Origin of the sequence: Streptosporangium sp. NPDC002721 (assembly GCF_042888905.1) — a bacterium.
Taxonomy (GTDB): domain Bacteria; phylum Actinomycetota; class Actinomycetes; order Streptosporangiales; family Streptosporangiaceae; genus Streptosporangium.
Window position 1 is genome coordinate 71,231 of sequence record NZ_JBIAQI010000032.1, and the last position, 13,470, is coordinate 84,700.

General features: G+C 71.0%; 11 protein-coding genes. 8 read left to right on the plus strand and 3 right to left on the minus strand.

What is annotated here, in order from left to right:
* Positions 1 to 94 precede the first annotated feature (94 nt).
* Both ACFYWM_RS36890 and ACFYWM_RS36895 read left to right on the plus strand, forming a co-directional pair.
* Positions 95 to 613, plus strand: coding sequence for an adenine phosphoribosyltransferase (locus ACFYWM_RS36890; protein ID WP_389923878.1), 519 nt, complete (start codon positions 95 to 97; stop codon positions 611 to 613).
* A gap of 237 nt (positions 614 to 850) precedes the next feature.
* Positions 851 to 3,046 carry a RelA/SpoT family protein gene (locus ACFYWM_RS36895; RefSeq protein ID WP_389923880.1) on the plus strand — a complete coding sequence of 732 codons (2,196 nt, stop codon included), beginning with the start codon at positions 851 to 853 and terminating at the stop codon, positions 3,044 to 3,046.
* A 111-nt stretch (positions 3,047 to 3,157) separates the two neighbouring features.
* On the opposite strand, the gene ACFYWM_RS36900 is transcribed toward ACFYWM_RS36895, so the two are convergent.
* Together ACFYWM_RS36900 and ACFYWM_RS36905 are read right to left on the minus strand one after the other, a co-directional pair.
* Positions 3,158 to 4,387, minus strand: coding sequence for a DUF349 domain-containing protein (locus tag ACFYWM_RS36900; RefSeq protein ID WP_389923883.1), 1,230 nt, complete (start codon positions 4,385 to 4,387; stop codon positions 3,158 to 3,160).
* A gap of 65 nt (positions 4,388 to 4,452) precedes the next feature.
* Positions 4,453 to 5,313, minus strand: coding sequence for a peptidylprolyl isomerase (locus ACFYWM_RS36905; protein WP_389923885.1), 861 nt, complete (start codon positions 5,311 to 5,313; stop codon positions 4,453 to 4,455).
* A 147-nt stretch (positions 5,314 to 5,460) separates the two neighbouring features.
* Here ACFYWM_RS36905 and ACFYWM_RS36910 point away from each other — a divergent pair, with 147 nt between their 5' ends.
* Genes ACFYWM_RS36910 through aspS form a run of 3 tightly spaced genes read left to right on the plus strand, consistent with a single transcriptional unit; the run spans position 5,461 to position 9,203 of the window.
* The gene (locus ACFYWM_RS36910) at positions 5,461 to 6,201 is read left to right on the plus strand and encodes an MBL fold metallo-hydrolase (protein ID WP_389923888.1); all 741 of its coding nucleotides are present in this window, start codon (positions 5,461 to 5,463) and stop codon (positions 6,199 to 6,201) included.
* Between the two features lie 3 nt (positions 6,202 to 6,204).
* Positions 6,205 to 7,470, plus strand: coding sequence for a histidine--tRNA ligase (gene hisS / locus ACFYWM_RS36915; protein WP_389923891.1), 1,266 nt, complete (start codon positions 6,205 to 6,207; stop codon positions 7,468 to 7,470).
* Positions 7,467 to 9,203, plus strand: coding sequence for an aspartate--tRNA ligase (aspS, locus tag ACFYWM_RS36920; protein ID WP_389923894.1), 1,737 nt, complete (start codon positions 7,467 to 7,469; stop codon positions 9,201 to 9,203). Before hisS ends, aspS begins: the two co-directional genes overlap by 4 nt.
* 353 nt (positions 9,204 to 9,556) lie before the next feature.
* On the opposite strand, the gene ACFYWM_RS36925 is transcribed toward aspS, so the two are convergent.
* Positions 9,557 to 10,444, minus strand: a complete 888-nt coding sequence (locus ACFYWM_RS36925; protein ID WP_389923897.1) for a peptidylprolyl isomerase — start codon at positions 10,442 to 10,444, stop codon at positions 9,557 to 9,559.
* A gap of 200 nt (positions 10,445 to 10,644) precedes the next feature.
* Between ACFYWM_RS36925 and ACFYWM_RS36930 the strand changes: the two genes are divergently transcribed.
* From ACFYWM_RS36930 to ACFYWM_RS36940, 3 genes are all read left to right on the plus strand, one after another.
* Entirely contained in the window at positions 10,645 to 11,106 is a 462-nt protein-coding gene (locus ACFYWM_RS36930; protein ID WP_389923899.1) for a hypothetical protein, read from the plus strand.
* Between the two features lie 75 nt (positions 11,107 to 11,181).
* A complete protein-coding gene (locus ACFYWM_RS36935) occupies positions 11,182 to 12,492 on the plus strand; it encodes a replication-associated recombination protein A (RefSeq protein WP_389923902.1) in 1,311 nt (436 codons plus the stop codon).
* A complete protein-coding gene (locus tag ACFYWM_RS36940) occupies positions 12,489 to 13,415 on the plus strand; it encodes a hypothetical protein (protein ID WP_389923905.1) in 927 nt (308 codons plus the stop codon). Before ACFYWM_RS36935 ends, ACFYWM_RS36940 begins: the two co-directional genes overlap by 4 nt.
* Positions 13,416 to 13,470 lie beyond the last annotated feature (55 nt).

Genomic DNA, 13,470 nt, shown 5'->3' on the forward strand with positions numbered 1-13,470 from the left:
GCCTCCCGGTTCCCTGCGCCCTCCCCAGCCCTCCCCGGCCCTTCCCCCTCCCCAGCCCCTCCGCCGTCCCCAGACCTCCACAGGAGCGCCGACCATGACCGACCTGAGCAGCCTGATCCTCGACCGCATCCGCGACGTGCCCGACTACCCGCAGCCCGGGGTGCTGTTCAAGGACATCACCCCCCTGCTCGCCGACCCGGTGGCGTTCACCGCGGTGACCGAGGAACTGGCCGGGCTGCACCGGGTGGACAAGATCGTGGGAATCGAGGCGCGGGGCTTCATCCTGGCCGCCCCGGTCGCGATCCGGGCGGGCGCGGGCTTCGTCCCGGTACGGAAGAAAGGCAAACTGCCCTCTGAGACGCTTGAGGCGTCCTACGATCTGGAGTACGGCTCCGCCACCATCGAGGTTCACCGGGACGCCTTCACCCCCGGGGAGCGCGTCCTCATCGTCGACGACGTGCTCGCCACGGGAGGCACGGCACGCGCGGCGGTGGAGCTGGTCCGCAGGGCGGGCGCCGACGTCGTCGCGATCGCCGTGCTCATGGAGCTGGCCTTCCTCAAGGGCCGCGAGCGTCTGACCGACGTGGAGCTGCACACTCTCGTCGTCGTCTGATCGACCCCGCGGACAAAAGCACACAACCCCGTCTGGATACACTGAGGGATCTGGACTCGAACGTAGGGAGTCTGAGTGCCCCGTGATGTGGTCGTCCCCGACACGACCGTCGGCGGTGGCGGTCCCGAGACGGCCGTCCCAGCAGGCGACGCCGGTTCCGCCATGTCCGGAACCGCCGAGGAGAAGCCGGCGGTAAGGCGAAGGCTCGCACGTTTTGGGGGGCAATGGGGTGGCGGCATGAATCCGGTCCTGGAGCCGCTGTTCCGGACGGTCCGCGCGACCCATCCGAAGGCGGACCTCCGGCTCATCGAGCGCTCCTACGACGTGGCCGCCTACCACCACCGCGACCAGAAGCGTAAGAGCGGCGACCCGTACATCACCCACCCGCTGGCGGTGGCCACGATCCTGGCCGAGCTCGGCACCGACGACGAGACGCTGTGCGCGGCGCTGCTGCACGACACCGTCGAGGACACCGCCTACGGCCTCGACGAGCTGCGCTCGGACTTCGGCGACAACATCGCGCTGCTGGTCGACGGCGTCACCAAGCTCGACAAGGTCAAGTTCGGCGCCGCGGCCGAGGCCGAGACCGTGCGCAAGATGGTCGTGGCGATGTCCCGCGACATCCGGGTGCTGGTGATCAAGCTCGCCGACCGGCTGCACAACATGCGCACCATGCGCTACCTGCCCGAGCACAAGCGGCACCAGAAGTCGCGCGAGACGCTGGAGATCTTCGCGCCGCTCGCCCACCGGCTGGGCATGAACACCATCAAGTGGGAGCTGGAGGACCTCGCGTTCGCCATGCTCTACCCCAAGCGGTACGACGAGATCGCCCGGATGGTGTCGGAGCGGGCCCCGCGCAGGGACCTGTTCCTGCAGGAGGTCATCGAGAAGGTCTCCGGCGACCTGCGCGACGCCAAGATCCGCGCGGCCGTCAAGGGCCGTCCCAAGCACTACTACTCCGTCTACCAGAAGATGATCGCCCGCGACGTCGCCTTCGACGACATCTACGACCTGGTCGGCATCCGGGTGCTCGTCGACTCGGTCCGCGACTGCTACGCGGCGCTCGGCACGATCCACGCGCGATGGAACCCGGTCCCCGGCCGGTTCAAGGACTACATCGCGATGCCCAAGTTCAACATGTACCAGTCGCTGCACACCACGGTCATCGGCCCCGAGGGCAAGCCGGTGGAGCTGCAGATCCGCACCCACGGCATGCACCACAGGGCCGAGTACGGCGTGGCGGCGCACTGGAAGTACAAGGAGGACATGACCGTCGCGGGTCCTCCCGGGGCGAAGCTGAAGCCCGCCAGCGACATGGCGTGGCTGCGCCAGCTCCTCGACTGGCAGAAGGAGACCGCAGACCCGGGCGAGTTCCTGGAGTCGCTCAGGTTCGACCTGTCGGTCTCGGAGGTCTACGTCTTCACCCCCAGGGGCCAGGTCATCGCCCTGCCGGAGAACGCGACGCCCGTCGACTTCGCCTACGCCGTGCACACCGAGGTCGGCCACCGCTGCATCGGGGCGAGGGTGAACGGCCGCCTGGTGCCCCTGGAGTCGCGCCTGGGCAACGGCGACACCGTGGAGATCTTCACCTCCAAGTCGCCCGACGCGGGCCCCTCGCGCGACTGGCTGAAGTTCGTCAAGTCCGGCCGGGCCCGCAACAAGATCCGGCAGTGGTTCTCCAAGGAGCGCCGCGAGACCGCGATCGAGGCGGGCAAGGAGGCGATCGGCCGCGCCATGCGCAAGCAGGGCCTGCCGCTGCAGCGCCTGATGTCCGGAGAGTCCCTCCTGGCCCTCGCCAGGGACCTGCGCTACCCGGACGTCTCCGCGCTCTACGCGGCCGTCGGCGAGGGCCACGTGGCCGCGCAGACGGTCGTGCAGAAGCTCGTGACGTCCATCGGGGGCGTCGAGGGCGCCGAGGACGACATCGCCGAGACCTCCGTGCCGACCAAGCTGCGCGGGCGCCCCCGGGGCAGCGGCGGCGCGGGAGTGGTCGTCGCGGGCGACTCCGACGTCTGGGTGCGCCTGTCGCGATGTTGCACCCCGGTGCCCGGCGACGAGATCGTCGGCTTCGTCACCCGCGGGCACGGCGTGTCGGTGCACCGCACCAACTGTCCCAACATGGACCAGCTCCAGTCGGAGCCCGACCGCCTGGTCGAGGTCGCCTGGTCCGCCGCCGACGACTCGGTGTTCCTGGTCGCGCTGCAGGTCGAGGCGCTCGACCGGCCCCGGCTGCTCTCCGACGTGACCCGTACCCTCTCCGACCAGCACGTCAACATCCTGTCGGCGTCGGTGACGACGTCCAGGGACAGGGTGGCGATCAGCAAGTTCACCTTCGAGATGGGCGACCCCAAGCACCTGGGCCACGTCCTGAAGGCCGTCCGCAACATCCAGGGCGTCTACGACGTCTACCGGGTCAGCGGCGCCGGTTCCTGAGGCGTCCCCTCCCGCGGCCCCGTACGACCCTCTGGGATCTCCGCCACGAACGGCAGGGCCGCGGGGAGCACCGGGTGCTCCCCGCGGCCCTGAAGGCGCGTCAGCCGGGGGTCAGGAGAACTCGGCGAGCGTGCGCTCCGCCTCCTCCAGCCAGGAACGACGGGCGGCCAGGGCCTCCTCGGCGTCCTTGACGTCCTTGTCCTTGCCGGCGTCCCTGGCCTTGGCCAGGCGGCCCTCCAGCTGCGCGATCGACTTGAGCAGCTGGTCGACCGTGTTCTGGGCGCGGGCGCGGGCCTCGGGGTTGGAGCGCTTCCACTCCGTCTCCTCGGCCTTGCGGACCGCATCGTCGATCTTGCGCAGGCCACCTTCCAGGCGGTCACGCTGCTCGCGCGGGACCGGGCCCGCGGCCTCCCAGCGCTCCAGGAGATTGCGCAGGGCACTCCTGGCGGCGCGGGCGTCGGTGACCGGAAGGATCTTCTCCGCCTCGACCAGGAGCTGCTCCTTGATCTCGGCGTTGGCCGCCAGCGAGGCGTCGCGCTCGGCGAAGACGGCGGAGCGCGCCTGGAAGAACTGGTCCTGGGCGCCCTTGAAACGGCCCCAGAGCTCGTCCTCGACCTCGCGTGAGGCCCTGCCCGCCGTCTTCCACTCCTGCATCAGCTCGCGGTAGGCCGACGCGGTGGCGCCCCAGTCGGTGGACGAGGCCAGCGTCTCGGCCTCGGCCACGATGCGCTCCTTGGTGGAACGCACGCCCTCGCGCTGCTCGTCCAGGCCCGCGAAGTAGGCCTTGCGCCGCTTGGCGAAGGCCGTACGGGCCGCCGAGAGGCGCTTCCACAGCGCCGCCTCGGTCACCCGGTCGATGCGCTCGGCCGCCTTCCACTCCTCGATCAGCTGCCGCAACCGCTCGCCGCCGGTCTTCCAGTGGGTCGTGTCGTCGGCGATGCGCTCGGCCTCGGCGACGATCCGCTCCTTGACGCCCTTGGCCTCGGCCCTGGCCACGTCGCGGGCGGCCTTGACCTCCTCGCGGCGCTGGGCGACCAGCTCCGTGAGGGCGTTGAGGCGGCCCAGCAGCGCGTCGAGATCGCCGACCGCGTGCGCGTCGGTGATCGCCTCGCGCAGCTTGACGATCGTCGCCTCGGCCTGGGCGGGTGGCAGGTCGGTGCCACGAACCCGCTGTTCCAGCAGGGCGACCTGCCCGGCCAGCTCGTCGAACTTGCGATGGAAGTAGGCAAGCGCCTCCTCCGGTTCGCCGGCCTTCCAGGACCCGACGGCCCGCTCTCCCTCAGCCGTACGTACGTAGACGGTGCCGTCGTCGTCTACCCGGCCCCACGGGTCGGTGCTCACCGTGTCCTCCCGCACTTTCATCAGCCTTTCGGGACTTACCGCCCCTTGTATGTATTACGTCAGCTCTAACTGGACATTGTCACGTCTTTGATTTCGACGGTTTCCTTCGGTGCCCCCGTGCCGTCGGGGCCCGGGGTGATGACGCCGGCCTTGTTCACCTTGTCGAGGATCTCCAGACCCTTGGTGACCGTACCGAACGGTGTGTAGTCCGGGGTCAGCGGGGCGTCGCCGAAGACGATGAAGAACTGGCTGCCGTTGGTGTCGGGGCCGCTGTTGGCCATGGCCACGACACCGCGCGTGTATTTGGCGCCCTCCAGGTTCTCGTTCACGAAACGGTAGCCGGGACCACCCTGGCCGTCGGTCTGGCTCTTGCCGTCGGCCTTGGCCAGCGGGTCGCCGCACTGCAGCATCGGGAACTGGTCGGAACCCAGCCGGTGGCACTTGGAACCGTCGAAGTACTTCTTCTGCGCCAGGAAGGCGAAGGAGTTGACCGTGCACGGCGTCTTCTCGGCCGACACCTCGATGACGATGTCGCCCTGGTTGGTCTTCAGGGTCATCTTCTTGGGGGTCTTGTCGACCTTCTCCGGGGGCAGGCCCACGTTCTTGGCCGGGCCGCCACCGGCCTCCGCGGCGTAGCCGCAGGTGCCGCTCGCCGGGTCGAAGGCCTTCGGCTGCGGTCCGGCCGCCGCCGACGCGGCCGGGGAGGCGTTGTCGGACGGGGCCGGGTCGGTGGTCGCGGTCGCCGTCGTGTCGGAGCCCCCGAACATGGTCGTCGCGGCGATCACACCCGCCACCACGACCACACCGGCCACGGTGCTGCCGATGATCGCGTTGCGCTTGGCCTTGGCCTCGCGTTCGACGCGTCGCTGCGTCTGCCGCTCGTAGTGCTCGCGCGCCAACTGCTTCTGACGCTCCTTGCCGCTCACCGCTTCGCCCTCCCGAGTGCCGAGTAGTACTTAATGAGGTGGGCGAATCGTATCGGCCAATGGGTAATGGTTCGCAGCCCGCCGACCCGCACCGGTACCCTTCGGTTACATTCCCATCCGCATTCTTGACGAGATCAGCTGAGGCAGATGCTCATCGCCGGCTTTCCCGCAGGGTCCTTCCAGACCAACTGTTACGTCGTCGCTCCCGCCGCGGGCGAGGAGTGCGTGGTCGTCGATCCCGGTCAGAACGCCGTCGGCGACCTCGACGACCTGCTGCGCGAGCACCGGCTCAAGCCGGTCGCGGTGCTGGTCACCCACGGGCACATCGATCACATGTGGTCGGTCGCCCCGGTCTGCGGCGCGCGTGACGTTCCCGCGTGGATCCACCCGGAGGACCGCGACCTGCTCTCCGATCCCGGCAAGGGGCTGTCGCTGTCGACGAAACAGCAGATGTTCGGGGGGCTCACCTTCACCGAGCCCGACGACGTGCGCGAGCTCGCCGACGGCGAGGTGCTGCGGCTGGCGGGCCTGGAGCTCACCGTCGACCACACCCCCGGCCATACCAGGGGGTCGGTGACGTTCAGGCTGCCCAGCACCCCGGAGATCCCGGACGTGCTGTTCTCGGGCGACCTGCTGTTCGCCGGCTCCATCGGCCGCACAGACCTTCCGGGCGGCGACTACCCGACCATCCTGCGCAGCCTGGCGGCCAAGTGCCTGCCGCTGCCGGAGGACACGGTGGTCCTGCCCGGCCACGGACCACAGACCACGATCGGTCACGAGCGTGCCACCAACCCGTATCTCGCGGAGGCGAGGGCGGCCGCGAATCCCGTGGATCCCGCGGGCCCCGCGGGCGCCGGGCACGACCGCGGCCCCGGCAGGGGACTTTAGACAATGACTTTGCAGGCGCCCAAGGGCACCTTCGACTGGCTTCCGCCGCGCTCGGAGCGGGCGCTCGCCGTGCGCGAGGCCCTCACCGGACCCGCCCGCCGCGCGGGCTACGGCTACATCGAGACCCCGGTCTTCGAGGACACCGCGCTGTTCGTCCGCGGTGTCGGCGAGTCGACCGACATCGTCTCCAAGGAGATGTACACCTTCGAGGACAAGGGCGGGCGCTCCATCACGCTGCGCCCCGAGGGCACCGCGTCGGTGGTGCGGGCGGTCCTGCAGCACGGCCTGCACAACGGGCCGCTCCCGGTGAAGCTCTGGTACTCGGGAAGCCAGTTCCGCTACGAGCGGGCCCAGAAGGGCCGCTACCGCCACTTCTGGCAGGTCGGCGCCGAGGCGCTGGGCTCGGAGGACCCGGCGCTCGACGCCGAGCTGATCCTGCTCGCCGTCGACGGCTACGCCGCCCTGGGGCTCACCGGGGTCCGGCTGCTGATCAACACGCTGGGCGACAAGGAGTGCCGTCCCGTCTACCGGGCCGCGCTCCAGGACTTCCTGCGCGGCCTCGACCTCGACGAGGCCACCCGCGCGCGAATCGAGATCAATCCGTTGCGCGTGCTCGACGACAAGCGCCCCGAGGTGCAGGCTCAGCTGGCCGGCGCGCCGCTGGTCGTCGACCACCTGTGCGAGGCGTGCAAGGCCTACCACGAGGAGGTCCGCTCGCTGCTGACCGCCTCCGGCGTGGCCTACACCGACGACCCCCGGCTGGTACGCGGCCTCGACTACTACACGCGCACCACGTTCGAGTTCGTCCACGACGGGCTCGGCTCGCAGTCCGCGGTGGGCGGCGGCGGCCGCTACGACGGGCTGAGCGAGATGCTCGGCGGGCCCGCCCTGCCCAGCGTCGGCTGGGCGCTGGGCGTCGACCGCACGGTCCTGGCGATGGAGGCCGAGGGCCTGTTCGGGGACGAGAGCGACGAGGCACGCGTGCGGGTGTACGGTGTGCCGCTGGGCGAGGAGGCGCGCCGCCGGATGTTCCTGCTCGTCACCGAGCTGCGCCGGGCCGGCCTCGCCGCCGACATGGCGTTCGGCGGCAAGGGCGTCAAGGGCGCGATGAAGGGCGCCGACCGCTCGGGCGCGAGCCACGCGGTGATCCTCGGCGAGCGGGACATCGCCGCCGGGGTCGCCCAGGTCAAGGACCTGGCCAGCGGGGAGCAGACCGCCGTACCGCTCGACGGGATCGTCACGATGTTGAAGGAGAGACTGGACAAATGATCCGCACGCACGAAGCGGGATCACTGCGCGAGGAGCACGCCGGGCAGCGGGTGACGCTCGCCGGGTGGGTGGCGCGGCGCCGCGACCACGGCGGCGTGGTCTTCATCGACCTGCGTGACGCCTCGGGCTCGGCCCAGGTGGTCTTCCGCGAGGAGGACGACGCCCACGGCCTGCGCGCCGAATACTGCGTCAAGGTCGTCGGAGAGGTGCGGGTCCGCCCCGAGGGCAACGAGAACCCCGAGCTGCCGACCGGCGCGATCGAGGTCGTCGCCTCCGAGGTCGAGGTGCTCAGCGAGTCCGCGCCGCTGCCGTTCCCCATCGAGGGCACCGCGGGCATCTCGGAGGAGGCGCGGCTGAAGTACCGCTACCTCGACATCCGCCGCCAGCAGGTCGCGCACGCCATGCGCATCCGCTCCCGGGCCACCTACCTCGCCCACGAGGTGATGAACGAGCAGGGGTTCACCTACGTCGAGACCCCGACGCTGACCCGCTCGACCCCGGAGGGCGCCCGCGACTTCCTGGTCCCGGTCCGGCTCCAGCCCGGCAGCTGGTACGCCCTGCCCCAGTCGCCCCAGCTGTTCAAGCAGCTCCTCCAGGTCGCCGGCCTGGAGCGCTACTACCAGCTCGCCAAGTGCTACCGCGACGAGGACCTGCGCGCCGACCGGCAGCCGGAGTTCACCCAGATCGACGTCGAGATGTCCTTCGTGGACCAGGACGACGTCATCGCGCTGGGCGAGAGGCTCATCGGCCGCATCTGGAAGGAGACGGTCGGCTACGACCTGCCTGTGCCCCTGCCCCGGATGACCTACCGGGACGCCATGGCGCGCTACGGCTCCGACAAGCCCGACCTGCGCTTCGGCCAGGAGCTCGTCGAGATGACCGCCTTCTTCGCCGACACCACCTTCCGCGTGTTCCAGGCGCCGTACGTGGGTGCCGTGGTCATGCCGGGCGGCGCCTCGCAGACCCGCAAGGAGCTGGACGCCTGGCAGGAGTGGGCCAAGTCGCGCGGCGCCAGGGGCCTGGCCTACGTGCTGGTGGGCGAGGACGGCGCGCTCGGCGGGCCGGTCGCCAAGAACCTGTCGGAGACCGAGTCGGCCGGCCTGGCCGCCGAGGTCGGCGCGGCGCCCGGTGACGCGATCTTCTTCGCGGCCGGCGCGGCCTCCGCCTCCCGCGACCTGCTCGGCGCGGCCCGTCTGGAGATCGGCCGTCGCTGCGGCCTGATCGACGAGTCGGCCTGGAACTTCCTGTGGGTCGTCGACGCCCCCATGTTCGAGGAGGACGGCGAGGGCGGCTGGACCGCGGTCCACCACCCCTTCACCGGCCCCAAGCCCGAGTGGGCCGACACCTTCCAGGACCACCCCGGCGAGGCCCTGGCCTACGCCTACGACATGGTCTGCAACGGCATGGAGATCGGCGGCGGCTCGATCCGTATCCACCGGGCCGAGATGCAGCAGCGCGTCTTCGACGTGCTGGGCATCTCCAAGGAGGACGCGGAGAGCAAGTTCGGCTTCCTGCTGGAGGCGTTCAAGTACGGCCCGCCGCCGCACGGCGGCATCGCCTACGGCTGGGACCGGATCTGCATGCTCCTGGCGGGCACAGACTCCATCCGCGACGTCATCGCCTTCCCGAAGACGGCCTCCGGGTTCGACCCGCTGACCGGCGCACCCACCCCGATCACGGGGGAGCAGCGCAAGGAGGCCGGCGTCGACGCCAAGCCCAAGGCCGACGCCTGATCCCGGGGCCCGCTCCCGGGAACACGAGACAGAGGTGACGAGGGCCCCCGGACGGTGTTCCGGGGGCCCTCGCCGCGTTCCGGACCGGAGATCGCGGTGAGCCCGGCCCGTGACGCGCCCTCCGCGCGCCTCACGGGCCTCCTGCGCGGCCGGCGGGGGCTGCCGGGACTCGGGGGGGCGGGAAGGGCTCACGGCTCGCGTACGGCCATGCTGGGGTCCGTGGTGACCGCGCACCGGCCGCGAGACTTCCGGGGCGGGTGCGCGAGGTGCGGACATGGAAACGCCCCGGCGGTCGTGAGACCGGCGGGGCGTCCTGTGGCGGTTCTGTGGCGGTTCTGTTGCGGCGGGCCCGGCTAGGAGAGCCGCACGTTCTTGATGATCACCGGGATCTTGGGGGCGTTGGAGCCGCCGTCGCCGCTGATGTCCTCGGGGTTGGTGATCCACCCGCCCTTGGCGATCTTCTCCAGGATCTCCATGCCCTGGGAGACGACGCCGAAGGGCGTGTAGGCCGCCTCCACCTGCTGGGTCTCGTCGCCCAGCGAGATCCAGAACTGGCTGCCGTTCTGGTTCACGGCTTCGACCGCCTGGGCCACCGCGACCGTGCCCTTGCTGTACGGGATCCCGCCGAGGTTCTCGCTGTCGTAGACGTAGCCCGAGCTGCCCTGGCCGTCGGTGCGGTTCTTGCCGTCGGCCTTGGCCTGCGGGTCGCCGCACTGCAGCAGGCTCACGCCGGAGTTCTCGGGGGTGGCCAGGCGGTGGCATTTGGTGTTGTCGAAGAAGTTCTTCCTGGCCAGGAAGGCGAAGGAGTTGACCGTGCAGGGGGCCTGCGCGGTCGCCAGGTCGATCACGACGTTGCCGTGGTTGGTGGTGATCGTCATGGTCTTCAGCTTCAGGTTGGGCCTGCTCGGCGGCATGCCCACGTTCTTCTCGGGGCTGCCGCTGGTGTCCTTGCGGTAGGAGCATTTCGTGGTGACCGGATCGGCGGTGAAGGTCGGCTGGGGTGTCACGGCGGCGGTCTCGGAGGGGGCCGGTGAACTGGTGGCGGCGGCGTTGATCTTCGCGTCGTCACCGTTGTTCCCGAGAAGGGTGACCCCGGCGAACAGTCCTCCCGCGACGACGACCAGCGCGGCGACGGCTCCGATGACGACGTTGCGCTTGGACGCGGTCGTCTGCTCGGCACGCTTCGCCTGCCGCTCCTTGTGTTCCCGAGCCAGCTGGCTCTGGCGGTCCTCGGCGCTCACCGCTATGTCCTCCAAGATTGATGTTCCATGGTTACGGGCTGGCGAAAAGAGTACCGGCCCCTCCATGTGTTGTACGTAAGTGGAGGAATTCATCAGATGGGGACAGAGGGGAAGACGGTATCTCTTCACACTCCCCATAACCCGCTCATGGTGGGATTCGTACTTGCTGATGATGAACCACGCGCCACCGGAGTGCCCCCATGTTCGACGAGATCCTCGGTCTGCCCCTCCACCCCCTGATCGTTCACGCGGCCGTGGTCCTTACGCCGCTCCTCGCGCTCCTCGCGGCCGTGTACGCCCTGGCGCCCCGCACGCGGCCGGTGCTCACCTGGGCGGTGGTCGGTCTCGCCCCGGTCGTGCCGGTGAGCGTCTTCGCGGCACGGCAGAGCGGGGAGGCGCTGGAGGAGGGCCGCTTCTCCTCCGCCAGCGGGCAGCTCGGTGAGCGCATCGCCGAGCACGCGAGCTTCGGCACCCCCCTGATGCTCGTCACCTTCGCCCTCGGGGTGGTGTCGGCGGCCCTCGTCTACGTCACCCGCGGCGACAGGTTCGGCCGCCCGGCCGGGCTCGCGGTCTCGGCGCTGACCGTGGTCCTGGCCGTCGTGGCGCTCTACTACGTGGTGCGGACCGGGCACAGCGGGGCCGTCGCGGTCTGGGGGAACTGAGCCCGCGGGTCCCCCGGGCTCCATGGGCGTCCGGGAGGGCTGAGGCCCCCGCCGGGCGGCGGTACTGTCTCAGGCGTGGACAGCCTGTTCGATTCGGCGGCGGAGGAGGCCCATCGCGGCCAGGAGCCCCTGGCGGTGCGGATGCGCCCCCGGAGCCTGGACGAGGTGATCGGCCAGCGGCACCTGCTGGGCCCCGGCACGCCGCTGCGCCGCCTCGTCGAGGCCGAGGCGCCGATGTCGCTGTTCCTGTGGGGCCCTCCGGGCACCGGCAAGACCACCCTCGCCTACGTGGTGGCGGGTGTCACCAAGCGCCGGTTCGTGGAGGTCTCCGCGGTGTCGGCGGGCGTCAAGGAGGTTCGCGCGGCCATCGAGCAGGCCCGGCGCGAGCTGGGCATGTCCGGCCGCCAGACCGTCCTGTTCGTCGACGAGGTGCACCGCTTCAACAAGGCGCAGCAGGACGCCCTGCTGCCCGCCGTGGAGAACCGCTGGGTCACCTTCATCGGCGCCACCACCGAGAACCCCTTCTTCTCCGTCATCTCGCCCCTGCTGTCGCGCTCGCTGCTGCTGACACTGGAGTCGCTGGGCGAGGACGACATCCGGGTGGTGCTGGAGCGCGCCGTCACCGACCCGCGCGGCCTGGACGGCAGGGTGGGCCTGGCGCCGGAGGCCGCCGAGCACCTGGTGCGGCTGGCCGGCGGCGACGCCCGCAGGTCGCTCACCTACCTGGAGGCCGCCGCGCTGATCGCCGACGGCGAGGTCACCGTCGAGGTGGTGGAGCGGGCGGTGGACAAGGCGGCCGTGCGCTACGACCGCCAGGGCGACCAGCACTACGACGTGATCAGCGGTTTCATCAAGAGCATGCGGGGCTCCGACGCCGACGCCGCGCTGCACTACCTCGCCCGGATGATCGAGGCGGGGGAGGACCCCCGGTTCATCGCCCGCCGGATCGTCATCTTCGCCTCCGAGGACGTCGGCATGGCCGACCCCACCTGCCTGCAGATCGCGGTGGCCGCCGCCCAGGCGGTGGAGTTCATCGGCCTGCCCGAGGGACGGCTCAACCTGGCCCAGGCCGTCATCCACTGCGCGCTCGCCCCCAAGTCGAACGCGGTGATCAACGCCATCGGCGCGGCCTCCGAGGACGTGCGGCGCGGCAACATCGGCCACGTCCCCAACCATCTGCGCGACTCCCACTACGCCGGGGCCAAGCAGCTCGGCCATGGCAAGGGCTACAGGTATCCACACGAGTTCGAGCACGGCCTGGTGCGCCAGGAGTACGCCCCCGAGGAGCTCAGGGACCGGCGCTACTACCAGCCCACCCGCCACGGCGCCGAGGCGGGCTTCGCCGACCGCTGGTCCAGGATCCGCGCCTTCCTGCGCGGGGAGTGACGCGCCCGCCCCAGGTCCCGGTTTCGGAAGGCTCACCCCTCCGCGGGGCGCTGCTGTGGGGGGCGCTCTCCGTCCTGGTGGCGCCCAGGGCGCCGCTGCCGCTGACGGCCGCCGCGCCGGCCCGGCTGGACCTGGCGGTGATGCCGCTGGGCGAGCCCGTCGTCGTCCTCGGCGAGCACTGGCTCGCGGGCGAGGCCGTGGCGATCGCGGTGTGCCTGGTGCCGGGGCTGCCGCTCGGGGTGGCCGCGGCGCGCGAGTTCGCGGTCTCCGGGCGCGGCACGCCCCTGCCGTACGACCCCCCGACAAGGCTGGTGACCACGGGGCCCTACGGCTACGTGCGCAATCCCATGCAGGTCTCGATGGCCGGCGCCTATCTCGTCCTCGGCACGCTCGACGCGCGGTTCCTCGCCGCGGTGCCGGTCGTCGTCGCCTACGGCGCCGGCCTGGCGGCCTGGCACGAGGGGGAGCAGCCGGCCGGGCGGTTCGGCGCGGGGTGGGCGGACTACCGGCGGGCGGTGCGGCCCTGGGGGCCGCGCCTGCGGCCCGTCATGCCACCGGCCTCGGTGTACGTGGACGCCGGCTGCTCCACCTGCTCGGAGGTGGGGCGGTGGATCGCCGCCAGGAACCCCTCGGGGCTGCGCGTCCTGGAGGCCGGGGACCACCCGGGGGGACCCCGCAGGATCACCTACGAGCGCGCGGACGGGCAGGCGTTCCAGGGCATGGCCGCGGTCGCGCACGTCCTGACCCACATCCACCTCGGCCGGGCGCTGGCCGGATGGTTCCTCCTGATCCCCGGGATCACCCGGTTCGCGCAGCTGTGCGCGGACGCCTTCGGGTACGGCCCGCGCGCCGTACCGGCCGGGCCCGATCGTCCAGGTCCCGGGCAGGCCCGCGCCCCGGCGGAGCGCGGTAAGCGGGGATGAGTGGTATCGGGCACGGTAGGGTTTTGCAATCCGCCCGACCATGGCCGGGGTCACC

Coding starts and splice junctions, on each gene's coding strand:
- hisS (WP_389923891.1), top strand. CDS start 6,205: ATGACTTTGCAGGCGCCCAAGGGCACCTTCGACTGGCTTCCGCCGCGC.
- aspS (WP_389923894.1), top strand. CDS start 7,467: ATGATCCGCACGCACGAAGCGGGATCACTGCGCGAGGAGCACGCCGGG.
- ACFYWM_RS36930 (WP_389923899.1), top strand. CDS start 10,645: ATGTTCGACGAGATCCTCGGTCTGCCCCTCCACCCCCTGATCGTTCAC.
- ACFYWM_RS36890 (WP_389923878.1), top strand. CDS start 95: ATGACCGACCTGAGCAGCCTGATCCTCGACCGCATCCGCGACGTGCCC.
- ACFYWM_RS36895 (WP_389923880.1), top strand. CDS start 851: ATGAATCCGGTCCTGGAGCCGCTGTTCCGGACGGTCCGCGCGACCCAT.
- ACFYWM_RS36910 (WP_389923888.1), top strand. CDS start 5,461: ATGCTCATCGCCGGCTTTCCCGCAGGGTCCTTCCAGACCAACTGTTAC.